Origin of the sequence: Streptomyces lunaelactis (assembly GCF_003054555.1) — a bacterium.
In the GTDB taxonomy this organism is placed as follows: Bacteria; Actinomycetota; Actinomycetes; order Streptomycetales; family Streptomycetaceae; genus Streptomyces; species Streptomyces lunaelactis.
In genome coordinates this window covers 4,219,264-4,242,340 of record NZ_CP026304.1, presented here as the reverse complement: position 1 = coordinate 4,242,340, position 23,077 = coordinate 4,219,264, and the positions used below count along the sequence as shown (strand labels likewise).

18 protein-coding genes, 2 tRNA genes and 3 pseudogenes are annotated in these 23,077 nt (G+C 69.4%); 15 read left to right on the top strand and 8 right to left on the bottom strand.

The window, feature by feature from the left end:
* Nucleotides 1–18: 18 nt before the first annotated feature.
* On the bottom strand, nt 19–828 hold the full coding sequence (locus tag SLUN_RS19405; protein WP_108150052.1) for an MBL fold metallo-hydrolase: 810 nt from the start codon (nt 826–828) through the stop codon (nt 19–21).
* 227 nt (nt 829–1,055) lie between these two features.
* Nucleotides 1,056–1,926 (bottom strand): annotated as a pseudogene (locus SLUN_RS19400) (bifunctional DNA primase/polymerase).
* 312 nt (nt 1,927–2,238) lie between these two features.
* On the opposite strand from SLUN_RS19400, the gene SLUN_RS19395 reads away from it, so the two are divergent.
* From SLUN_RS19395 to SLUN_RS19360, 8 genes are all read left to right on the top strand, one after another.
* A complete protein-coding gene (locus SLUN_RS19395) occupies nt 2,239–2,544 on the top strand; it encodes a hypothetical protein (RefSeq protein WP_108150050.1) in 306 nt (101 codons plus the stop codon).
* Between the two features lie 216 nt (nt 2,545–2,760).
* A complete protein-coding gene (locus SLUN_RS19390) occupies nt 2,761–3,951 on the top strand; it encodes an acyl-CoA dehydrogenase family protein (RefSeq protein ID WP_108150048.1) in 1,191 nt (396 codons plus the stop codon).
* The gene (locus SLUN_RS19385; protein ID WP_108150046.1) at nt 3,948–4,862 is read left to right on the top strand and encodes a bifunctional MaoC family dehydratase N-terminal/OB-fold nucleic acid binding domain-containing protein; all 915 of its coding nucleotides are present in this window, start codon (nt 3,948–3,950) and stop codon (nt 4,860–4,862) included. The genes SLUN_RS19390 and SLUN_RS19385 overlap by 4 nt, the downstream gene beginning before the upstream one ends.
* 1 nt (nt 4,863) lies before the next feature.
* Entirely contained in the window at nt 4,864–5,892 is a 1,029-nt protein-coding gene (locus SLUN_RS19380; RefSeq protein ID WP_108154837.1) for an acyl-CoA dehydrogenase family protein, read from the top strand.
* A complete protein-coding gene (locus tag SLUN_RS19375) occupies nt 5,889–6,284 on the top strand; it encodes a MaoC family dehydratase (protein ID WP_108150044.1) in 396 nt (131 codons plus the stop codon). Before SLUN_RS19380 ends, SLUN_RS19375 begins: the two co-directional genes overlap by 4 nt.
* Nucleotides 6,281–7,447 (top strand): lipid-transfer protein, encoded by a 1,167-nt coding sequence (locus SLUN_RS19370; RefSeq protein WP_108150042.1) that lies wholly within the window; start codon nt 6,281–6,283, stop codon nt 7,445–7,447. Before SLUN_RS19375 ends, SLUN_RS19370 begins: the two co-directional genes overlap by 4 nt.
* 158 nt (nt 7,448–7,605) lie before the next feature.
* Nucleotides 7,606–8,160: a SigE family RNA polymerase sigma factor gene (locus SLUN_RS19365; RefSeq protein WP_108150040.1), complete on the top strand. Its 555-nt coding sequence runs from the start codon at nt 7,606–7,608 to the stop codon at nt 8,158–8,160.
* 160 nt (nt 8,161–8,320) lie between these two features.
* Nucleotides 8,321–9,967 (top strand): long-chain fatty acid--CoA ligase, encoded by a 1,647-nt coding sequence (locus tag SLUN_RS19360; RefSeq protein ID WP_108150038.1) that lies wholly within the window; start codon nt 8,321–8,323, stop codon nt 9,965–9,967.
* Between the two features lie 47 nt (nt 9,968–10,014).
* Here SLUN_RS19360 and SLUN_RS19355 read toward each other — a convergent pair whose 3' ends face one another.
* Nucleotides 10,015–14,025, bottom strand: coding sequence for a PAS domain-containing protein (locus tag SLUN_RS19355; RefSeq protein WP_108150036.1), 4,011 nt, complete (start codon nt 14,023–14,025; stop codon nt 10,015–10,017).
* Between the two features lie 169 nt (nt 14,026–14,194).
* Entirely contained in the window at nt 14,195–14,644 is a 450-nt protein-coding gene (locus SLUN_RS19350) for an SSI family serine proteinase inhibitor (RefSeq protein ID WP_108150034.1), read from the bottom strand.
* A gap of 255 nt (nt 14,645–14,899) precedes the next feature.
* Between SLUN_RS19350 and SLUN_RS19345 the strand changes: the two genes are divergently transcribed.
* The 3 genes from SLUN_RS19345 to SLUN_RS41345 all read left to right on the top strand — a co-directional run bounded on the left by SLUN_RS19345 (nt 14,900) and on the right by SLUN_RS41345 (nt 16,065).
* Nucleotides 14,900–14,993, top strand: a tRNA-Ser gene (locus SLUN_RS19345).
* A gap of 184 nt (nt 14,994–15,177) precedes the next feature.
* Nucleotides 15,178–15,250, top strand: a tRNA-Arg gene (locus tag SLUN_RS19340).
* 551 nt (nt 15,251–15,801) lie between these two features.
* Complete coding sequence (locus tag SLUN_RS41345) at nt 15,802–16,065, top strand: hypothetical protein (protein ID WP_254710413.1); 264 nt, start codon at nt 15,802–15,804, stop codon at nt 16,063–16,065.
* A 63-nt stretch (nt 16,066–16,128) separates the two neighbouring features.
* On the opposite strand, the pseudogene SLUN_RS42085 reads toward SLUN_RS41345, so the two are convergent.
* A pseudogene (locus SLUN_RS42085) lies at nt 16,129–16,714 on the bottom strand (site-specific integrase); the annotation flags it as partial.
* A 49-nt stretch (nt 16,715–16,763) separates the two neighbouring features.
* Between SLUN_RS42085 and SLUN_RS19325 the strand changes: the two are divergent.
* Together SLUN_RS19325 and SLUN_RS19315 are read left to right on the top strand one after the other, a co-directional pair.
* A pseudogene (locus tag SLUN_RS19325) lies at nt 16,764–17,153 on the top strand (NUDIX hydrolase).
* A gap of 2,250 nt (nt 17,154–19,403) precedes the next feature.
* Nucleotides 19,404–19,634 carry a hypothetical protein gene (locus tag SLUN_RS19315; RefSeq protein WP_159100289.1) on the top strand — a complete coding sequence of 77 codons (231 nt, stop codon included), beginning with the start codon at nt 19,404–19,406 and terminating at the stop codon, nt 19,632–19,634.
* Between the two features lie 81 nt (nt 19,635–19,715).
* On the opposite strand, the gene SLUN_RS41335 is transcribed toward SLUN_RS19315, so the two are convergent.
* The 3 genes from SLUN_RS41335 to SLUN_RS42625 all read right to left on the bottom strand — a co-directional run bounded on the left by SLUN_RS41335 (nt 19,716) and on the right by SLUN_RS42625 (nt 20,709).
* The gene (locus tag SLUN_RS41335; RefSeq protein WP_257153925.1) at nt 19,716–19,805 is read right to left on the bottom strand and encodes a hypothetical protein; all 90 of its coding nucleotides are present in this window, start codon (nt 19,803–19,805) and stop codon (nt 19,716–19,718) included.
* A 73-nt stretch (nt 19,806–19,878) separates the two neighbouring features.
* Entirely contained in the window at nt 19,879–20,163 is a 285-nt protein-coding gene (locus tag SLUN_RS41330; RefSeq protein ID WP_254710326.1) for a site-specific integrase, read from the bottom strand.
* 264 nt (nt 20,164–20,427) lie between these two features.
* Nucleotides 20,428–20,709 carry a DUF7848 domain-containing protein gene (locus SLUN_RS42625; RefSeq protein WP_108150026.1) on the bottom strand — a complete coding sequence of 94 codons (282 nt, stop codon included), beginning with the start codon at nt 20,707–20,709 and terminating at the stop codon, nt 20,428–20,430.
* Between the two features lie 331 nt (nt 20,710–21,040).
* Between SLUN_RS42625 and SLUN_RS19295 the strand changes: the two genes are divergently transcribed.
* Together SLUN_RS19295 and SLUN_RS19290 are read left to right on the top strand one after the other, a co-directional pair.
* On the top strand, nt 21,041–22,384 hold the full coding sequence (locus tag SLUN_RS19295) for a helix-turn-helix domain-containing protein (protein ID WP_503461800.1): 1,344 nt from the start codon (nt 21,041–21,043) through the stop codon (nt 22,382–22,384).
* A gap of 17 nt (nt 22,385–22,401) precedes the next feature.
* A complete protein-coding gene (locus tag SLUN_RS19290) occupies nt 22,402–22,878 on the top strand; it encodes a hypothetical protein (RefSeq protein WP_108150023.1) in 477 nt (158 codons plus the stop codon).
* The last annotated feature ends 199 nt before the right edge of the window (nt 22,879–23,077 follow it).

The window sequence follows — 23,077 nt, the reverse complement described above, 5'->3', positions numbered from 1 at the left end:
CCTTTCTGCGTTCGCCGGTCAGCGGCTGCCGGCCGGCTCGAAGCCCGCGAGCATCTGCTCGAGTGCCTGCTGGTCCGGGCCGACGAAGGGGTCTGCGGCGGGTGCCGTCGTGATCGTGTCGATCATGCTTGGGGCGAGGCCGACCGCGGGCGGCAGGTGCGTGGAGAGGACGATCTCGGGGTCCATGGTCCGCAGGGGCTGGACCGTGGCGAGGTACTTGTCGGTGTCGATGGCGTGGATCCAGGGGCTGTCGACCGTCGCCCACAGAAGTTGGGCGTCCCGCAGTTGCTCGGCGGCGAGGTCGCCGACGTTGTCGGTGACGGCGAGTTCCGCGCTGGGCATGGGGGCGCCGAAGCAGTCGGAGCTGAAGCAGGTCCGGGACCGGTCGTCGTAGAAGCCGACCGTGGCGGGGTTGTCGAACAGCGGCGGACGGAAGGCCTTGAGTGTGCGGTCGCCGACGTCCAGGGACTGGCCGGGGTTCACCAGGAAGACGCGGTCGAGCGGAAGTGGCCGCTCGGTGGACATGATCCCGGCGCCGATGAAGGTGGTCACCACGCGCGCCTTGGGAGCCGCGGCGAGGAGATCGAACAGTCCGCCGGTGTGGTCGCGGTCGGGGTGCGTGAGCCAGATCCACCGTACGTCGACGGGGTCGAGGACCGAGCCGAGCGTCTCGAGGAAGTTCCGGTCGGGGAGCCCGAGGCCGGTGTCGACGACGAGGGGCTGTTCGGAGTGCAGGACGAAGGCGTTGACCGGGATGAAGCCGATCCCGGGCACTTCCAGACAGTCGCTCAGTACGGTGGTGTCTCTTCCGGCCTTGTGAGTGCTCATGGCGGGTCTCCCTGAGTCTCCCCGGGGGCGGGCGCGGGACCGCGGCCGCGCGGGGAAGCCGCGGTTGCCGCCGGCCCCACGACCCGCTGGCGGGTGGAGCAGGACTACCGGCCCGCGGTGCCCCTACCTCCAGGGTGTGGCAGTCCGGTCGCGCGCGCACGCGGACAGTGGTGATGGGCGGCCCTGACCAGGGCCTCAGAGTTCCTTCCTGTCGGCCTCAGAGTTCGTCATCGGCCGCCGCGGCCCATGGTCAGCCGGTCGGCCGAGGCGATCGTTGCGCGGGCCTCGCGTTCGGTCAGGCCCGCGCGGACCGCCGCTTCGGTCAGGGCGTCCGCGAGGTCGTCGCCGAAACCGTTCTCGTAGGCGCGGCAAGCCGCCCAGAACAGCCGGGTGTTGCGCTGGCCTTCGTGGGCCGCGAGGACGAACTGGACCAGGCCCTGGCCCTGGGGCGGGCGGAGGGCGGGTGCGTGGGGTGGTGGGGCGTGCGGGGCGTGATGAGGCGCAGGAGTGCGCGGGGGCACGGCGCGGGGGACAGCTCGGCCGTGCCGGGCGCGAGGCGGTACGCGCCGTGGGCGCTCACCGAACCGGGGCCGACGAGATAGCCGCCGGCGCCGCGGACGTCGATGCCGGCGGCGAGCCGGCTTGCGGAGTTCGGGACGACGACGTCGGGCGGGCCGGTCAGCCAGAGGTGGCGGCCGCCGCTCGGGGTGAGGACGGTGACCGTATCCGGGATCGTGAACAGATGGTGGAGGGCCAGGTGCTGCAGCGAAGCCACGGAGTCGGTCGAGGACTTGGTGTCGAGGTCGATGCCGATCAGATGGTGCGGCGGCCGGCCGCAGGCGATGCCGTAGCCGGTGGCCCAGGGGGCGGCGGCGAACAGGGCGCGGATGCCCCCTGGGTCCGTGGTGGCGTCGTGGACCCCATGGCCAGGCAGGCCGCATTCGCCGCGGCACAGGACCGGCTCGGGGTCGCCCCGGTGGGGTGAGCGCAGGGCGGGAGCTTGGTGGGGGACAGGGGGATGACGGGGAGCCCGCGCTCGGCGGCGGAGAGAGCGTGGGCGAGGGCCAGGGTGGCGGTCTGCCGGTCGGTGGCGGCCATAGGTCTATCTTCGTACACGTGTTCGAAGAAGGGAAGGGGGGGGAATTGGCCGAACATATGCCGAAACGCTTCATCCCTTGTCCTGGCCGGGCTGTGTGGTGTGCACCGGCGTGAACTGGGGCCCTGCGGGCGCGAAGGGGGTTTATCGACATGTCCTCACGCTTGAGGGGGAATTGGGTGCTCCGGCGTGGTTCGTAGTGGATTCGGTGGGCAACTCTGATCTCGCGACGTCGTGACCAAGATCCGGGGCGGTCGGCCAACCGCCTTGGAACAAGCCGTACTTCTGCAGTTCCGGTTCATGGAGGAAATGACATGGCAAGCATCCGTACCGCCCGCGCCATCGCCGCTGTCGTTGCCCTGCCCCTCGCTGCCGCCCTCTTCTCGGGTGTTGCCCAGGCCGACAATGGCGCCTTCGCGGACGACGGATCGAACGCGACGGTGGCCTCGATCGTCAGCGGCGTAGGCGGCGATAACTGGGGCAATTCGACCACCACTCAACAGGTGGCGAGCGGTGCCGGCGCGTCCAATCAGAACAACACCGCCAGCGTGAACGGCTCCGGCTTCACTGCGATCGACCAGTCCAACACGGTGGTGAACTTCACGCCTCTGTGGTGGTGACCGGCCCGATGGGGGGTTTGGCCAAGGGGTGAACGACTGCCTGCGCGGCGGCACTTCGGTGCCGCCGCGCAGGCCGTTGTGCGTGGTGACGCCGTCTGTTGCGGCTGTGGGTGCCCCTGTGTGCGGTGCTCGCGTCCGACGCCGGCCTTGACAGCGGATATGTATCTGACGGACAGTCAGAAACCTCTGATCCGTATGCCCGGGAGGCGGCCCCCCGTGCACCTCGCCCCGACGGAGCGGCAGCAGCAGCTGCGCGCCGAACTGCGTTCGTACTTCCGAGATGTGATGCCGGAAGGACCGCCGCCCGCCGACGACGAGGCGGAGCGGCGCCGGCTGCTGCGGCGGATCGGCACGGACGGGATGCTCGGGCTCGGCTGGCCCGTCGAGTACGGAGGCCAGGGGCGGGGCCCCGACGAGCAGTTCGTCTTCTTCGACGAGGCGTACCGGGCCGGTGCGCCCGTCTCCATGGTCACGCTGAACACCGTCGGACCGACCCTGATGACGTACGGGACCACGGAGCAGAAGGCCTTCTTCCTGCCGCGCATCCTCAGCGGGGACGTCGTCTTCGCGATCGGCTACAGCGAGCCGGAGGCCGGGACCGACCTCGCGTCGCTGCGTACGCGCGCCGTGCGGGAACGGACGGATCACGGTGAGGTGTGGGTCGTCGACGGGCAGAAGATCTTCACCAGCAACGGCCAGAACGCCGACTGGATCTGGCTCGCCTGCCGTACGGATCCGCAGGCGCCCAAGCACAAGGGCATCTCGATCATCCTGGTGCCGACCGACGCGCCCGGGTTCGCCTGGACGCCGATCGAGACAGTGGGCGGACTCACCACGACGTCGACGTACTACGACGGGATACGGGTGCCCGCGGAGAACCTGGTCGGCGAGGAGAACGGCGGCTGGGGGCTGATCACCAACCAGCTCAACCACGAGCGGGTGGCGCTGGCGGCGATCGGGATGCAGGCCGAGGACTTCTACGAGGCGTCACTGGAGCGGGCGCGTACGCCCGATCCAGTGACGGGTGGGCGACGGATTGACGAGCCGTGGGTGCAATTCAGAGCGGCCGAAGTGCACGCCCGGCTGGCGGCAACGCGCCTGCTCAACTGGCGTTTGGTGGGGGATGTGGGGGCGGGCCGGCTGGCGCCCGGCGATGCGAGCGGCGTGAAGTTCGCGGGAACCGAATCCGCGGTCGAGGTGTATCGAATGTGCCAGGAAATCACGGGGGAGGAGGGGCTGATCCGGGGCGGATCGCCCGGCTCGCTCGACATCGGAGCTCTGGGTGACGGGGAGCTGGAGCGGATGAACAGAGCGGCGCAGATCAACACCTTCGGGGGCGGGGTGAGCGAGGTGCAGCGGGAGATCGTCGCGACGATGCGGCTCGGCATGAAGAGGGGGAAGAGGTGACCGATGAGTTGTACGGACAGCTGAAGGCGTACGAGGGGCGGGCCGCGGCCACGGCGGGCGTCGGCAAGGACCTGGTCAACGAGCCGATGATCAGGCACTGGTGCGAGGCAATGGGGGACACCGGCCCCGCCTACATGGGGCCGGATGCCATAGCGCCGCCGACGATGCTGCAGGCATGGACGATGGGCGGTCTCTCCGGGCATACGGACCGGACCGCGGCGCAGGACGAGCTGTTCGCCCTGCTGGACGGGGCGGGGTACACCTCGGTGGTCGCGACCGACTGTGAGCAGGAGTATCTGCGGCCGCTGCGGCCGGGGGACCGGATCACCTTCGACGCGGTGATCGAGTCGGTGTCGGAGCTCAAGACCACCAAGCTGGGGACGGGCCACTTCGTCACGACGCGGATGGACGTCCGGGCGAACGGGGAGCTCGCGGGCACGCACCGCTTCCGCATCCTCAAGTACGCACCGGCCGCGCGCCGGAAATCCGGGCCCGCGGCCCTGAGCCGGCGGCCACGGCCAGTGATCAACAGGGACAACGCCGGGTTCTGGGACGGGGTGGCCGAGCACAGGCTGCTGATCCAGCGCTGTGGGGAATGCGCTGCGCTGCGCCTTCCCTGGCTGCCGGGCTGCAATGCCTGCGGCTCGCCCGAGTGGGACACGGTGGAGGCGGGCGGCGCCGGGACCGTGTACTCGTACGTCGTGATGCACCACCCTCCCTTCCCGGCGTTCGACCCCCCGTACGCGGTGGGGCTGATCGAGCTGGCGGAGGGTGTACGGATGGTCACCAATGTGGTCGGGGTGCCGTACGACAAGGTGCGGATCGGCATGCCCGTACAGCTCGAATTCCTCCGGGTGGACGAGGAGTTGGAGCTTCCGGTCTTCCGGGGCCCGGACGGGGGTGCGGGCTGACATGGACTTCACGCCCACGGAGGAGCAGACGGCCGCGCGCGACCTGGCGGCGCAGATCTTCGGCGACCTCTCCACGCATGAGCGGCTGGCCGCCGCCGGGACCGGTACGGACACGGAGTTGTGGAAGGCGCTGTGCTCGGCGGGCCTTCCCGGGGCCGCCGAGGACATAGGTCTGCTCGGTCTGGTGCTGTTGCTGGAGGAGCAGGGGCGGACCACCGCGCAGGTGCCCTTCGCCGCGACCTGTGTGTACGGACTGCTGGCGGTGGCCGCGCACGGCACGGACGAGCAGCGGGCCCGGCTGCTGCCCGCGCTGCGCGACGGCACAGCGGTGGCGGCAGGGGCGTTCCCGGCCCACGGCGGGGTTCGGGCCTCCGCGCCGGGGTGGTTGAGTGGCTCGGTGCCCTTCGTGCCGTGGCTGCGGGACGCCACGCATGTACTGGTCCCGGACGCCGAGCGGGCGCTCTGGCTGATCCGGACCGCCGACGCGGAGGTCACGGAGGTGGAGACCACTGCGCCGTGGGCGGCCGCACGCCTCGTCCTGTCCGGGGCCGCGGGCGAGCGGCTCGGCGGGCCCGGTGCGTACGAGTCCGTGCTCGCCCTGGGCCGTACCGCCTTCGCCGGTCTCCAGGCCGGGGTCTGCGCGGGCGCGCTCGCCCGGGCCGTCGAACACACCGCGACCCGCGAGCAGTTCGGGCGTCCGCTCTCCACCAACCAGGGAGTGCTGCTGCGCGCCGCCGACGCGTACATGGATACGGAGGCGATACGGGTCACGGCCTACGAAGCCGCCTGGCGGCAGGACGAAGGGCTGGACGCCGCCGCCGAGGTGCTCACCACCGCATGGTGGGCCTCCGAGGCCGGCAAGCGTGTCGTGCATGCCGGGCAGCATCTGCACGGCGGGACCGGTGCCGACCTGGACCATCCCGTCCACCGGCACTTTCTGTGGGGCCGCCAGCTGGACGCCTACCTGGGCTCCGGCCCGGAACTCCTCGCCGAACTGGGCAAGTTGCTCGCGAAGGAGGAGCCCGTATGACGAGTGTCGGCGAAGAGCTGCCGCCGCTGACCATCCCCATCACCCGCACGCTCATCGTCGCCGGGGCTGTGGCCTCCCGGGACTACCAGGACGTCCACCACGACTCCGAACTCGCGAAGGAGAAGGGATCCCCGGACATCTTCATGAACATCCTCACGACCAACGGTCTGGTCGGGCGGTACATCACCGACTGCTTCGGGGAGCGGGCCGTGCTCCGCAGGGTCGCCATCCGGCTGGGTGCGCCCAACTACCCGGGAGACACCATGGTTTTGAGCGGCACGGTCACCTCCGTGGAAGGCGACACTGCCGAAGTGCGGGTCGTCGGCGCCAACAGCATCGGCAACCACGTCACCGGCACGGTGGCAGTGACAGTTCCGGGGGAAGGAACATGAGCATCCGCGGCCGGGACACGCTCGGCGGCCGGGCGGCCGTCGTCGGCATCGGGGCGACCGAGTTCTCCAAGGACTCGGGCCGCAGCGAGCTCAAGCTGGCCGTCGAAGCGGTGCACGCCGCCCTCGACGACGCCGGCCTCTCCCCCGCCGACGTCGACGGTCTGGTCACCTTCACCATGGACACCAGCCCCGAGATCACCGTCGCCCAGGCGGCGGGCATCGGTGAGCTGTCCTTCTTCTCCCGTATCCACTACGGCGGCGGCGCGGCCTGCGCCACCGTGCAGCAGGCCGCCCTGGCCGTCGCCGGCGGCGTTGCCGAAGTCGTCGTCTGCTACCGGGCGTTCAATGAGCGCTCCGGCCGCCGCTTCGGCTCCGGGGTGCAGCAGCGGGAGCCCTCGGCCGAGGGTGCGGCGCTCGGCTGGAATCTCCCGTTCGGGCTGCTCACCCCAGCCTCCTGGGTCGCCATGGCCGCCCAGCGCTATCTGCATACGTACGGGCTGACGCCCGAGGTGTTCGGCCATGTCGCCGTCACCGGCCGCCGCCACGCGGCGAACAACCCCGCGGCGTATTTCTACGAGAGACCGATCACCCTCGCCGAACATGCCGACTCGCGCTGGATCGTCGAGCCGCTGCGGCTGCTCGACTGCTGCCAGGAGACCGACGGCGGGCAGGCGATCGTCGTCACCAGCGCCGAGCGGGCCAGGGACCTGCCGAAGCCACCAGCTGTGATCGTCGCAGCCGCGCAGGGCGCCGGCCGGGCGCAGGAGCAGATGACCAGCTTCTACCGGGACGACCTCACCGGTCTGCCCGAGATGGGCGTGGTCGCCCGGCAGCTCTGGCAGACCTCCGGGCTCGCTCCCGGCGACATCGACGTGGGCATCATCTACGACCACTTCTCCCCGTTCGTGCTGATGCAGCTGGAGGAGTTCGGGTTCTGCGAGCCGGGCGGGGCGGCGGAGTTCGTGGCGGCGGACGCGCTGCCGCTGAACACCCATGGCGGTCAGCTGGGGGAGGCGTATCTGCACGGGATGAACGGCATCGCGGAGGCGGTCAGACAGCTGCGCGGCACCTCGTTCAACCAGATACCGGGCGCGGCCAGGACCCTGGTCACGGCGGGCACCGGCGTACCGACATCGGGGCTCATTCTGGGCGCGGACGGCTGATGGAGGCTCCGGTGCGGGCTCGTGGCCCGCATCCGACCCTGAGGGTCTCCTCCACCTTCAGGAGGTCGGGGCAGCACCACCCGTACAACCTGAGGCGGAGAGGGCTTCGGGACCTGGGGCCGATCCGCGACAGTAGTGCCCGCTCCTAGCGTGGACCTATGACCACGCCAGTCTGCACAAGCGCTTCGAGGGCCGCCGCGCCGGTGGTGTCGTACGCGCCGTACTCATCGTTTTCGTCGTATGTACGGGCGCGGGGGCCCGTACTGCTGCGTACCGCCCGCTCGCTCACCGCGAACCCGAGCGATGCCGAGGACCTGCTGCAGACCGCGCTCGCAAAGACGTACGTCGCGTGGGAGCGGATCGAGGACCACCGGGCGCTCGACGGCTATGTCCGCCGTGCCCTGGTGAACACCCGCACCTCGCAGTGGCGCAAGCGCAAGGTCGACGAGTTCGCCTGCGACGAGCTGCCCGAGCCGGAGAGCGTGCCCACGGCAGACCCGGCCGAGCAGCAGGTGCTGCACGACGCGATGTGGCGCGCCGTGATGAAGCTGCCGGACCGGCAGCGCGCGATGGTCGTGCTGCGGTACTACGAAGACCTCAGCGAGGCCCAGACGGCCGAGGTCCTCGGAGTGTCGGTCGGCACGGTCAAGAGCGCGGTGTCGCGGGCGCTCGGCAAGCTCCGCGAGGACCCGGAGCTGTCGCCGGTGCGCTGACGCCGGGCCGATGGCACGGTGATGCCGGGCCCCATAAGGGGCGATCCAGCCGACGGCGCGGCGATTCCTTACTCCCGGGTAGTGACATACCGAGCGGTACGTCGCAGAATCTGCACAACCCTTACTGCCACGTAGCGCTAGCGCCCACCGGGAGGACGCCGTGCTGAGCACCATGCAGGACGTACCACTGACTGTGACCCGCATCCTTCATCATGGGATGACGATCCACGGGAAATCACTGGTCACCACCTGGACGGGGGAGGCCGAGCCGCAGCGCCGCACGTTCGCGGAGGTCGGCGAGCGGGCCACCCGACTGGCCAATGCCCTGCGTGACGAACTCGGAGTCGTCGGCGACCAGCGCGTCGCCACGCTCATGTGGAACAACGCCGAGCACGTCGAGGCGTACTTCGCGATCCCCTCCATGGGCGCCGTCCTGCACACCCTCAACCTCCGCCTCCCCCCGGAGCAGCTGGTGTGGATCGTCAACCACGCCGCCGACCGCGTCGTCATCGTCAACGGCTCGCTGCTGCCGCTGCTCGCGCCGCTCCTGCCGCATCTGCCGACGATCGAGCACATCGTCGTCTCCGGCCCCGGCGACCGCGCCCTGCTCGCCGACGCACAGGCGCAGGTGTACGAGTACGAGGAGCTGATCGCCGGCCGTCCGAGCACATACGACTGGCCGGAGCTGGACGAGCGCACCGGTGCCGCCATGTGTTACACCTCGGGCACCACCGGCGACCCCAAGGGCGTCGTCTTCTCCCACCGCTCCGTCTATCTGCACTCCATGCAGGTCAACATGACCGAGTCGATGGGGCTGACCGACCGCGACACGACGCTGGTGGTGGTCCCGCAGTTCCATGTCAACGCTTGGGGACTGCCGCACGCCACGTTCATGACCGGCATCAACATGCTGATGCCCGACCGCTTTCTGCAGCCCGCGCCGCTCGCCGACATGATCGAGCGCGAGAAGCCCTCGCACGCCGCGGCCGTCCCCACCATCTGGCAGGGGCTGCTGGCCGAAGTCACCGCGAACCCCCGGGACCTGAGCTCCATGAAGACCGTCACCATCGGCGGCTCGGCCTGCCCGCCGGCGCTGATGGAGGCGTACGACAAGCTCGGCGTGCGGGTCTGTCACGCCTGGGGCATGACCGAGACCTCTCCGCTCGGCACGATGGCGCACCCGCCGGCCGGACTGAGCGCGGAGGAGGAGTGGCCGTACCGCGTCACCCAGGGCCGCTTCCCGGCAGGCGTCGAGCCCCGGCTGGTCGGCCCCGGCGGCGAGGTGCTGCCCTGGGACGGCGAGTCGGCCGGTGAGCTGGAAGTGCGCGGCACGTGGATCGCGGGCGCGTACTACGGCGGCGCGGGCGGCGACGACTTCAGGCCCGAGGACAAGTTCAGCGAGGACGGCTGGCTGAAAACGGGCGATGTCGGCGTCATCAGCCACGACGGCTATCTGACACTGACCGACCGCGCGAAGGACGTCATCAAGTCCGGCGGCGAGTGGATCTCGAGCGTGGATCTGGAGAACGCGCTGATGGCACACCCGGAGGTCGCCGAGGCCGCGGTCGTCGCGGTCCCGGACGAAAAGTGGGGTGAGCGGCCGCTGGCGACGGTGGTGCTGAAGGAGGGCTCGACCGCGGACTACCAGACGCTCAAGGCCTTCCTCGCCGAGACGATCGCCAAGTGGCAGGTGCCGGAGCGGTGGGCGGTGATCCCGGCGGTGCCGAAGACGAGCGTGGGCAAGTTCGACAAAAAGGTGATCCGCAGGCAGTACGCGGACGGCGAGCTGGACGTCACCGAGCTGTAGCACGGGTACGGAAGGGGGCGGCGGTCACAACCGCCGCCCCTTTCACGTCAGTTCGTACCGATCTTCGCCAGCAGATCGACGATACGGGCCTGGACGTCGCTGCTGGTGGAGCGCTCCGCGAGGAAGAGCACCGTCTCGCCCGACGAGAGCCGCGGCAGCTCCGCCCGGTCGAGGCCCGCCGAGGTGTAGACGACCAGGGGCGTGCGGTTCAACTGGCCGTTCGCGCGCAGCCAGTCGATGATCCCCGCGCGTCGGCGGCGTACCTGCATCAGGTCCATGACCACCAGGTTCGGCCGCATCTGGGTGGCGAGCGTGACCGCGTCCGTATCCGCGCCGGCGCGCGCGACCTGCATGCCGCGCCGCTCCAGCGTCGCCGTCAGCGCGAGCGCGATCTCCTCGTGCTCCTCGATCAACAGGACCCGCGGCGGATGCTGTTCGCTGTCGCGCGGGGCCAGCGCCTTGAGCAGTACGGCAGGGTCGGCGCCGTACGCGGCCTCCCGCGTCGCCTGCCCCAGGCCCGCCGTCACCAGCACCGGGACCTCCGCGGCGACGGCGGCCTGGCGCAGCGACTGGAGCGCGGTCCGGGTGATCGGGCCGGTCAGCGGGTCGACGAAGAGCGCCGCCGGGAAGGCCGCGATCTGCGCGTCGACCTCTTCGCGCGAGTGCACGACGACCGGGCGGTAGCCGCGGTCGCTCAGCGCCTGCTGCGTGGAGACATCGGGCGCGGGCCAGACAAGGAGCCGGCGCGGGTTGTCCAGCGGCTCCGGGGGCAGTTCGTCGTCGACGGGACGCGGCTGCGGCTGGTTGGCCACCTCGACCGCACCCCCCGGCCCGTCCAGCGGCTCGGGTCCCTCCGCACCCTCGTCGGGTGCGCCTATGGCGTACGACCGGCCCTCGGACTGCGCCGCGGACAGCCGCGGCCCGATCTGCGTGGCGGCCTGCGGGTGCGGACGGGCGGCGGGTTCGGGCCGCTCGCCCTCCGGAGGCGTGGCCAGCTTGCGGCGGCGGCCGGCGCCGAGCGTCTGGTTCTGCTGCTGGGCGATCTGCTGCGAGAACGGCACGCCCTGACCGAGCGTGCGCACGCTGAAGGCCCGCCCCTGCGAGGCGTCCGCGGAGACCGGCGCCTCGGCGGGCAGCGGTTGTGCGGGGGGCAGCGGCTGTGCTGCGCGCGCGGGGGCCGGCCGGGCGGGTGTCTCGGCGGGCAGGGGCAGCGGCAGCGGCAGCGATACGGAACCGGTGTCCTGGACCGTCTCCCCGCGCGCGCCCTCGTCGTCCGTGGCCATGTGGTGACCGGTCGAGTCGTCGGTGGCCAGGCGGTGACCGGTCGCGGCGAGAGCGGCGAGGCCGGTGCCCGAGGTGCCGTTCCCTCCCCATCCCGGCTGTCCGGATGCCTGCGCGGCGCCTTCCGGTGTCTGCGGGGCCTCCAGGGCGTGGGCCTCCAGCGCCTGCACGGGCTGGGGCTGGGGCTGGGCGTCCTTGCGGGCGCGGCGGCGGCCCGTCGGTACGGGATGCTGCTGCGACGGCGTGTGGTGATCCGTGCCCGGCTCGGTGCGTACGGCGTCGTGCCGGGCCGCCGGCGAGGCGTCCGCCGCACCGGCCGTCGGGGGGAGGGGCGCGACCGGCGCGATCCGGTCGGCCTCGGCCGGCGGGAGCGCGAACGCCGAGCGCCCGCTCTCCACGGCGGCCGGTGCGGCCGCCAGCGCCCGCCTGGCCCGCCGCCCGGCCGGCTGTGATCCGTCCGAAGCCGCAGCGGCGGAGGTCGCCGAAGGTACGGTGACCGGAGCGGCAGGTACGGCAGCCGGAGCGGCGGACAGTTCGGGCATGCCGCCGCCCTCCCCGCCACGCCGTGCGCGCCGGCCCGACGGACCCGTTCCTTCCGGTTGGACGGGGACGCCCTGCGGCGGCACCGCCTGGCCGAGCGCAGCCCGTCCGGTCGAGGCAGCGCCCTCCGCGGCCGTCACCACCGAACCCCCGGTGGGCTCAAGGGTTCCCGCGACAGCTCCGAGAGCTCCGAGAGCTCCGAGAGCTCCGACAGCACCAGCGGCTCCCGCGGCGCCCGCAGCTCCGACCGTCGCGGCGGACTGCTCGGCGGGGCTCGGCCGCCCGCGCCGCCGTCCGGTGCCGCCACTGCCGTCGCTCCCGGAACCTCTCCCCTCGCCCGAGTCCTGGGCCGGAATCCGTTCCTGCTGCGGCTCGTCCGCGGGAGACCCGGGAGACCCGGGAGCACCGTGGGCTCCATGGGCCCGGCGCCGCCCGGTCGGCTGCGCGGCCGTCACCGGGTCCTCGATGGCCACCGGGCTGTCCAGGAAGGCATCCGTGGTGGCCCGCCGCGCGCGCCGCCGCCCGCCCCCGCCGGACGTACCCGGTGATCCACTCGTCTGCTGTTCGGGCAGCGCGAGCGCGCCGCCCTCCGGACCGGCCGCGGGTGGAGCCGTCACCGTCCCTGAGCCCTCGCCGAGCGGCACCTCCAGGACGTACGCGCTGCCGCTCATCCCCGGCACCTCATGCGTCTGCAGCACACCGCCGTGCGCCCGTACGATCCCGCGCACGATCGGCTCGTGCACCGGGTCTCCCCCGGCGAACGGCCCCCGCACCTCGATCCGTACGACGTCACCGCGCTGGGCCGCCGCCACCACGATCGTCGAGTCCACGTAGCCGCCGCCCGGAACCACCCGGGCCTTGCCGGTCGAGTCGACCCCGGCCACGTCCGCGACCAGATGCGCCAGCGCCGTCGCCAGCCGCACCCCGTCCACCTCGGCCTCTATGGGCGGCGCGTGCACCGCGAACTGCGCCCGCCCCGGGCCGATCAGCTCGATCGCGCCCTCGACCCCGGCCGCCACGACCCCGTCGAGCAGCACCTTGGCCTTACGAAGCTGTTCCGCCCCGGTGTCGAGCCGCTGGTAGCCCAGCACATTGTCGACAAGTGTCGTCATCCGGGCGTATCCGGCGGTCAGATGGTGCAGGATCTGGTTGGCCTCGGGCCACAGCTGCCCGGCCGGGTCGGCGGCGAGCGTGCCCAGTTCGGCGCGCAGCTCCTCCAGCGGCCCGCGCAGCGACTCGCCGAGTACGGCGGTCAACTGGGCATGCCGGGCGGCCAGCTCCTCGTACCGGTCGTCGCGCACCTCGATCTCGGCCGCGTAACGCTCCGACTTGTCCGCGATGTCCGCCGTGAGCCGCTCGGTCGTCTCCGTGAGCTCGCCCGTCAGCCGCTCCGTCGCCTCCGCCAGCTCCGCCGCGTGCTGCTCCGCCAGCTCCTCGTACGGACGCCGGTCGGTGAAGGTCATCACCGCGCCGACGAGCTGATCCCCGTCCCGCACCGGCGCGGTCGTCAGGTCGACGGCCACCTTCGAGCCGTTCTTCGCCCACAGCACCTGCCCGCGCACCCGGTGCTTGCGGCCGGACTTGAGGGTGTCCGCGAGCGGCGATTCCTCGTACGGGAAGGGCTCGCCGTCCCCCCGCGAGTGCAGGATCAGGGGGTGCAGCTCCTGGCCGCCGAGGTCGCTCGCCCGGAATCCGAGGATCTGCGCGGCGGCCGGATTGACCAGCACGACCCGCCCGTCGGTGTCCGTCCCGACGACACCCTCGGAAGCGGCCCGCAGGATCATCTCGGTCTGCCGCTGCGAACGGGCAAGCTCCGCTTCGGTGTCCACAGTGCCCGACAGATCACGTACGACGAGCATCAGCAGCTCGTCGCCGGTGTAGCCGCTGGACGAGGCATAGGCCTCGCGCCCGTCCTCCAGACTCGCGCTGGTCACCTCGACCGGGAACTCGCTGCCGTCCGTGCGCCGGGCGACCATCCGAGCAGGCTTGGTGCGGCCCCGCTCGTCCGCGGCCTCGGGCCGTCGCATGGAGCCGGGGATCAGCCGCGAGTCGAAGGACGGCAGCAGATCGAGCAGCCCGCGCCCGACGAGTGCGGTGCCGGGAGACTCGAAGAGTTCGAGGGCGATGGTGTTGGCGTTGACGACCGTGCCGTTGGCATTGACGAGCACCAGCCCGTCGGGGAGGGCGTCGAGTATGGCTGCGAGGCGAGCAGCGCCTCGGGATGGCCTGCTGCTCACGACGACGCTTCCTCCCTGACCTACTGCATATTGCGGACGGCCGGTCCCATCTTGCCCCTCGGGCCTCAGCCTGTCACTGGAGGGAGTCTAAAGGCAGCGGATGCGGGCGTGACGGCGGATGAGGGGGAGCTCTCACCAAGGTTGTGTGCACATGACGTACGCCTTGGGCCTATGACCTGGTGTTGGGCAGTACCGGCTCCATCATCTGCCAGCGCGAGATTTCACAGCCGTTGGCCCGGCTGAAGGTGGCGTCGATGCTCCGCCCCTGCCATGTTCCGGTGACGTGCGCGCCGGCGGGACCGCCCATCTGCTGCGTGCACATCTGGTCCTGGGGCACCGGCGCGAAGGGGTCCTTCCCCTGCTGCGCCAACTGGTCCAGCCGGTCGCAGGCGGACTGCGCCGACGGGTGCGTCCCGCCGGTGGGCCCGCACTCGAGCTCGTACCGCCCGTCGGTCCGCGTGCTCCCGGACTCGGAGACGGTCACGGTCAGCTCATCGGGTGACGAGAGCAGCGGCAGCGGAAAGGGCAGGGGCGACGCCCCGGCCGCCGGCCCGGCGGCGGCGAGCGCGGCGACGGACGCGGTGGCGGTGAGAGCGGTGAGAACGAGGCGGCGCAGCATGGGAGCTCCTGGAGCTGGAGAGTCACGGGTCCGGCCGGGGCGCGATGCCCCGCCCTCTCTAACGCTCCTTGCGCCCCGGCGTTGCGCAACCGGACGGACGCCCTGTGGGGGACAGGCCCCGGCCTCCCGGAGTTTGCTCAGCGGCCGGACTTTGCTCTGCGGCCCACGTGCCTAGTACCGTGGGCAGCGATTGGTGACACCCCGCTGGGCTGTGTCATCATCTGCACGCACCACTCGCGCCCACGCGGGTGTGCTGGAGGCGTCGCCTAGTCCGGTCTATGGCGCCGCACTGCTAATGCGGTTTGGGTCTTAAAGCCCATCGAGGGTTCAAATCCCTCCGCCTCCGCCAGTTGATCACTGAAGCCCCGTCCTGATGGCCGGGGCTTCGGTCGTTTCAGCGTCGCGTCCAGGCACCGTTTCTGCAGTGTTTTTGCAGGTCAGGCGGGGTGTGCTTAACGGATTTCACCTGACGGCGCGGGTCATGTAATGTTGTTCCCGCAACGCCGACCAGGCAGAAAAGCCCGGAACGCCAGGCACTCGTAGCTTAACGGATAGAGCATCTGACTACGGATCAGAAGGTTGCAGGTTCGAATCCTGCCGAGTGCACAGCAGACCAGAGGCCCCCGGAGATAATCCGGGGGCCTCTGGCGTTGGGTGTACAGCAAACGGACTGAGGTCCGAGTGCCGACCCAGCTCGCGGCTAGGGTGTCGCGCATGTCGCACGTCGACCAGGGAGTCGAGAGATCAGTGCGACACCGGGAGGGGCGTTCATGAGGGTCAAGGCTCGAAGAGCAGGACTTGCTGCGGCGGTGCTATCCGCATTGGTGGGATGTGGGGCTCAGACCGCAGGTTCAGAGACAGGGGTGCGTGCAACGGTTGTCCCCTCTCCCCCAGTACCGCCCTCGACAGAGGGCCGTCTCTCCTCTGGGGATCTGCAAAGCCGGTGGTGGACGTGGGCGGCGTCGGAACCTGAGCAGACGAACCCCGTTGCTGACCAGGACGGAAGCTCATGCGGGCGCAACCAGTCACGAGACGTATGGTTTCTGGCGGGCTCTTTCGGCGGTCAGGTCAAGCGAACGTGCAGCGTCCCTAACGGAGTGCCTCTCGCTTTCCCCCTTGTGAACCTCATAGGAAATCCGTCGGCCTGCGCAGGCTTCATGAGTGCCGCCAAGGGGTCCGCGGTGCTGGATGGCAAGAAGGTCGCCTCGGAGGCACTCCGAGGGGAGGCGATCTCCGTGCTGGGGGTCGCCAACAACCCTGTCACCGGGACAGACGGACGCTTCACGGCTACTGGATGTGGCGTATGGGTGCAGCTGCCGCCACTGGAACCTGGGCAGCACGCGTTGACGATTCGCGGTGAGTCTGACGATTTCTCGGTCGGGGTGGACTATTCGCTTAACGTCGAGGCCGCTTCGGAGTAGCCCCCAACGGCCAGGAGATCCCGAGCGGGTCGCCTGGCCTTTCAGTTCTTCGATGCGCACCGCTCAGCCGGTGCGGCCCATTGCGTCGGACAGCTTGCCGATCGCGTCGCGTACAGCTTCCTCGCTCGCTTCGGCGTAGACCTCCATCGTCATGGCGATCTGTGAGTGCCTGAGGATGCGCTGGGCCACCTTCGGGTGGACCTTGAGGGCCACCAGGAGTGAGCTGCACGTGTGCCGGGTGTTCCGGAGCGGGATGACCCGGAGCCCGGCACGGCGAGCCCGCAGGGCGAACATGCGGGTGAGGTTGCCAGGCTCGATCGGGGTGCCGTGCTTCGTGGTGAAGATCAGGTCATGGCTGCCTTGCCAGAGCTCCCCGACGGCTTTCCGGTCGCCGAGCTGCTGCGCGCGACGCATTCGCAGAGCCTTGAGGCAGCGCCGGCAGAGGCAGGAAGTCGTCCGAGTCCTCTGTCTTGGTCTCGCGGTAGAGGATCTGACGCCCGGCCCGCTGGATCTGGTGATCCACGTACAACTCACTGGTCTCGAAGTCGACGGACTTCCACGTCGGGCCCAGGACCTCACCCCGGCGCAGCCCCAGGCACAGGACCCAGGCCGCGAAGAGGTGGTCATCACGGGCGGCGGCAAGCGCCAGCGCAGGCCAGTCAACGCCACTGCACTCCGTGTCTGCGGCCGGGGCCGTCGTGCGCGAGGACGGCCGACTCCTGGCGATCCGCTGAGCGGACAACGGGACTTGGGAACTGCCGGGCGGAATTCTCGAACTCACCGAGTCACCCGAAGCAGGCGTCACCCGTGAGGTCCTGGAGGAGACGGGCATCCACGTTGAGGTGGACGAACTCTCGGGCGTCTACAAGAACACGACGCGAGGCATCGTCGCCCTGGTCTTCCGCTGCAAGCCGTCCGGCGGCATCGAGCGCACCTCCGACGAGTCGACAGCAGTCGCCTGGCTCACGCCCGAGGAAATCGCCGAGCGGATGTCCGAGGTCTACGCGATCCGCCTGCTCGATGCCCTGGACGGCAACGGGCCGCATGTTCGCAGTCACGATGGCAAGCGGCTCGTCAAGGTCGGCTGACGGCGCCAGGTCAGGTGTCAAGCCGGGCTTGGCGGTCGCGTCGTCGGCGTCACGGAGTTGAACGCCGTCGCCACGCAGTTGGCAGTCCGCGTCGTGAGCTGAGCTCTTACTCGCCGTAGAAGCGACTCTCCGCCTGGCCACCGAAGTACACGAGTACGGCGAGAAGTAGCAGGCCAACTGCCAGGAAACACCCACAGCCGCTACCCGTGTAGGAGGCAATGGGGCCCTTGCGGCCCTCACGAACCCAGAGCGCGACTGCCAGGCCAATGAGAATGAGAATGATCAGGCCAGCCATGCATCCTCCATCGCGGCAGCGGAGCCTCACTCGCGTGCGGACTGTGACGCTACCTCCCCGCAGCAGGGCTCGCGGCGCGGTTCTCAAAGCTCCCTCACGCGTAGCTCTGCCGTTGAACCCCCAGCACTCGTAAGCCCGTTGGGGCGAGCGCGGCAGCGAGACCGGACAAGCTACAAGAGCGCCCGTGCGGTAGAAGTTTCCCTACTCAATCAAGTGCTCGCTTCGCTCGCTGCCCGACCCAGGGTTCGGTGAGCGAGCGAGGATCATTGGCAGCTCAGCCGCCACACGCAGCCAGCCACACGGGACCGGCCCTGTCCCTTGCCTGCCATGCGCCCGAGTGGTCCCCAGAAGGCTTCAGAGACACAAGCGCACCAGGCCCGGGGGATGAGGCGGATGCTCGGGAGAACACCACATTTGACGCATCGAGCGTCTGCTTTCCCGGCCTCCTGAACTGCGGTAGCAGTCTGATCAGAGATCAGAGAGTGCCGCGCACAGCGCGGCGGCGCCGGCCGGACGCCGCCGCGCTTGCCCCTCAATGTCTACGCCACCGGGGCCGCACGTCGTCGCCCGCCCGCGCCCACAAGGGGGCGAAAGAACCAGGCCGGGGGTGGGGTCGGTCGGCTCCACGGCTTTACCCACCTCTCCGATTCGGGTCCCGTGTCGAGCAAGACCAGGGGGCCACTCGGACACATTGCGGGCAGGGGTGAAGCCTGCCCGAGTAGCTGGCAAGCGTACGGCCCCCTGATCATGCTCGACCCCAAACCGGGCAGGACACCGGCCAAACCCGCACAGCCGACCTCACGTCGCGAGTCCCCGCGCACTCATTGATCACCTGCGGAGTCCCCGCACAGGCTCGACGTTGTAGAGCCTGCGCCCCAGCCGAACCTACAGCCGGACCTCCTGCCTGCCCACACCCCGCCCAACAAGCCGAAACGGCCCACCAGATGGACCGGCAGGCCGTCACGAAGGATCGAGGCTAATCAGCAGGCGTATTCGGGGTCCTTCGGGACCAGAATCCATCCTGCGTCCGCCGGCTTTGTGTAGGTGGACTCAGCCTTGTCGGTGTATCGGCAGCCGATCGGAACACTCGGGGCAAAACAACCTCGTGTAAGTCCGGGCTGCAACGTGGAGGCGGCACACCAGGCGTCCCCGCCGCCATACTCGCCGCCACCATTAGTGGACTCGAATACAATGCGGCCGTTGACCGCCTTGGGTAGCGTTGATGCATTCTGGAAAACCAGAACGGCCTGAGCCCAATGGCTCGAATTGACCACAATACATGTCTTCATATTGAGGCCAGCTTGAGCGGGCGCCCAGCCAGAACAATGCCAGTTCGAGTCCGTGCTCACTACCTTCCAGTTCATGGTAGGGCTGGCGGATGCGGGTGTGCTGCTGAACAGAAGGCTAGCGCTGACTGCTGCAGCCATTGCTATACCGCGTACCATCTTGCGCATAGTGGACCCCCCTTTTTCGCGTCGAAACAACGCGTCCTCGGATTCGGCATGAACATGCCGACTCCGAGGACACTATATGACACGACCTTCGCTGTCATGGCTCATTCCCGGTTTGGCCGCGCCATCAGCACGGGAGCCGCCGACTTGGGGGGCGTTGTGCTTCTCGTCAAGAGGTTCTGCGTCCGCGGAGTCCAGCCACCTATCGATTGCATCGGGGCCTGACCCGGCCGCAGTACAGCAGTCCAGTACGCAACCTCAGCAACCGCCTCCCTCCGATACCGTCCCTCCGGGGCCTTGAAGCGGCCGGTATGACCGTCGCTGACCGATCCGGCTAGAGCTACGGATCAGAAGGTTGCAGGTTCGAATCCTGCCGAGTGCACACAGCTCAGAAGCCCCCCGAGATCATCTCGGGGGGCTTCTGACATCAGCGGGTGACATCAACGTGCCAGGCGCTCTGAGATCTTCAGAACCGACGACCGCACCTGAGGGGTGGAGGACGCCATGGGCGGCTGGTCGTCGTTGGTCTATGACCTCGTAGTGGGCCTGGGCGCGATGGTCATCGCGTTCGACTACCGCAATCTCGGACTACGGTTTTATGACCTGATAGACCGGTGGACACCCGGCGGCGGGGTTGACCCGCGTTTCTCGCCCGACGTGCTGAGGGTGATTGCAGGTGCAGTGGGCGTCGCGGTCCTTGCCCTCGCGGCGGTCCGAGGGTTCGACATGTTCTGATCTGTGGCTCTAAGGCTTCAGCGTGCAGGGTCCGTGTCGAGCCCTTCCGCGTCGTCCACTCCCAATGCGTCGTCCATCCGGTCAGCAGCCCGCGCGGAGCGTCGACTGCATCACGTGGGCGTAGGTGTCGAGGGTCATGGTGATGGTGCCATGCTCGAGCGTCTCCATGATCGTGCGAGCGTCGACGCCTTGGGCGAGCAGCAGCGATGCGCACGTGTGCCGAAGGATCGTGCACTCTCACTCGTCACACCTTGGCATCCCGGCACAGGATGGTCAGCATCCGATTCAGACTGCGCGGGTCTGTGACCCGAGCATGTGTGGTGGTGAAGACCAGCCCGGCCGGCTGTCCGGGCCCCGGCTGCCACTTCCCGCCCGCGACCTTCCGCTCCTGCTCCTGCTGTGCGTGGTGCTCGCCGAGTGCCCGCGCACATCGCTGCGGCAGGGAGATCGTCCGGATCGAACGCGTTGTCTTGGGCGTGCCGAAGATGAGTTCCCGCCGGATGCGCTGCACGTTCCGCCGCACGCGCACGCGCACGGTCCCCGACCGAGGTCGATGTCCGCCCACGTGAGCCCGAGGGCTTCCCCACGCCGCAGGCAAACGGTGGGACTGGGCGGTCTTGAGCAGCAACCGCGCCTCTCCCGCGTCCAACGGACGTACCTCCTTGGCATCCACGGTTGGCGTCTCCACGATCCGGGCAACGTTGATGCAGTTGGCACGGGTCGCTGTAGATCGCCAGTGGGACCACCGCCGCCACCGTAAGCACGACCATCAACACCATGGCTAATCGCTGCCTCACGGCCGAGCACCTCGGCTCTCTGTCTCCCGGTAGGGGTTGCTTGGCGCCGGGTCCACCCGCCAGAAGCACTCCGTCACCGCCTTGAACTGACGATGCGTTGGATGCAGCCCCGTGTGCTTGAGGGCCCACACCTCCACCGGCAACCGTTCGCCGTCCACCGGCTGTGCCTCAGCGCCGCACGTGAGGCAGACCGCCGAGAAGATCGCCTGAGGTGCGCCCTCCGCCGTCTCCGCAGTCAAAGTCCACTCTGCGGCCGTGATGATCGTGTGCGGAGCCATCAGAACCCCCGGCTCTGACTACGCCTGTTGGTCTCAGCGACCCGCGCGCTTAGCGCCTCATCTCCGCTCGCCTCGCGGATGTCCTGCGGCTCTACGTCCCACTCGCGGCCACTTTCTAAGGGGCGCAGCTGGACCCTCGGCCCAACGTGGCCCATCACCCAACCAACCTTGTTCCGCTTCGTGTCGACAGCCATCGTGCCGATCTCCAGCGCGGCAGGAGTCCCGCTCTCCTGCCCGTCCGCCCAAGTCCCAGCCATGGTCACCACCTCGTGGTCTCACGCCTCGTACCGCCAAGACCAAAGCGTGATCGCTGTGTTCTGAGCCACACTTGATGCGCGCAGCGCATACGCGTATGCACGAAGCGCATTCGGATGCCAAGTGGCGCGGCCGGGGACCTACCGTCAGGAGAGGTGAGTCGATGAGCTGGTCCAAGCAGGCCATCCGGGACGCGTCACGCGAGAGCGACTACGGACGCGTCATTCAGCTTGCCCGCAGGGAACAGGGCCTCACACAGCGCCAGTTGGGCGAGGCATGCGGCCTTACTCAGTCCGCGGTCTCACGGCTCGAAGGCCGGGCAGCGGGCCCATACAACATGAGCATTCTGGCGAGCGCCGCCGCTTACCTGGGTCTTTCCCCACGTCTCGTCGGCCTCGCCGACGGAACGGCGGTATCAGCCGCAGATGGAAGAGATCCAGTGGAACGTCGCGAATTCCTGGCAGGAGCCGTTGCCGCAGCAGCGACGCCCGCCCTTGCAGCCCTTCCGATGCCCGAGCGCCAGGAGGCCGGCCAGGCCGCCACGCTCAGACTCGCCACGACAGCGTTCCGGCGCATGGACGGATCGACCCCGTCACGGCAGCTGTCCGAGGTGGTCTTCGCCCATCTGCGGCTGGTCCAGAGTGTCGCAGCGGAGGCACCGGACGAGGACCAGCGCGTCAGGCTCGCGGCAGTGGGCAGTGAGGCGGCAAGTCTGGCCGGGTGGTTGAGCTGGGACATGGGCGACCACGGCTCCGCCCGCACCTGGTACGGATCGGCAATCAAGGCCGCCCGTCGCTCAGGGAATCGACTGCTCGCCGCGTACCAGATCGGCAGCCTGGCCCAGATGGAGGCGGACGCGGGGAACGCTGCCCAGGGACTGAATCTGACGCGCTCCGCACGACGGCAACTCGGTACGAACGCTCCGGCCGTCGCCGATGCATGGCTCTGCACGGTGGAAGCCCTTGCGCATGCCGCCGCGGGGGATGAGCTGTCGACGGATCACGCCCTCGTACGCAGCAGAACGGCAGCAGCCCTCATCACGGCGGAGGAGCCCCCACCGTGGCCCTGGGTGTTCACCTTCGACGAAGCCAAGATTGCCGCCTGCCGGGTGACGTGCGGCGCGCGTCTCGGCCTGCCGATATGGGTGTTCGGCAAGCGTGACGAGGTGGCTACCGCGATGCCGTCATCGCACGCGAAGCAGCACGCGCTGTTGCAACTGGACCTTGCGGCCGGGCACCAGGCCGCCGGACGGTTGGAGGCTGCCTATGTCCTCGCGACCCAGGCGGTCGAATCCGGGCTGCGCTACCGATCCGGGCGCGTTGTCGAGCGGGCCCGAGTCTTCCGGCGTGCGTACACCAGCAGCACACCGCCCAAGGTGGTGCGGACATTCGACGACCGGTTGCACGGCGTGTACCTGTGAAGGCGAGAGGGGACGGAATGAGGGTTGGAATCACCGGGCATCGCGGTTTGCCTGTGGAGGTCGAAGAGCGCGTGAAGCGGGCAATCAGGGAGACCGTGAGCAGCTGTCCCGCCGCCGGCCTCGTGGGGATTTCCTGCATCGCGGACGGGCCGGATGCCTGGTTCGCACAGGCTGTGCTGCACCACGGTGGCGCTCTCGAAGTCGTCGTTCCTGCTGAGAAGTACCGGGAGTCGCTGCCCGAGTGGCATCACGACGTGTACGACGACCTCATGCGCCAGGCCACCCAGGTCCACGAGACCGGGATGACGGAATCCGACTCCGACGCGCACATGGCAGGCAGCGAGATCCTGGTCGGACTGGCGGACGAACTCATCGCGATCTGGGATGGACAGCCCGCACGCGGCTACGGCGGCACCGCGGATGTGGTGAGCTACGCCGAGCGGACGGGGGTGCCGGTACGGGTCGTTTGGCCCGAGGGCGCAAGCCGCGACTGACGGCAACCCTGTGGCAACGACGGCACACAGCGGCGAATGATCGCTAACCTCGACTGTGACAGCAGGAGCCTCCGGGGCCCCTGGCAAGGCACTGCCCGATCCTACGGATCAGAAGGTTGCAGGTTCGAATCCTGCCGAGTGCACAGCAGACCAGAGGCCCTGTGGAGCAATCCACAGGGCCTCTGGCTTTTGCGTTGAC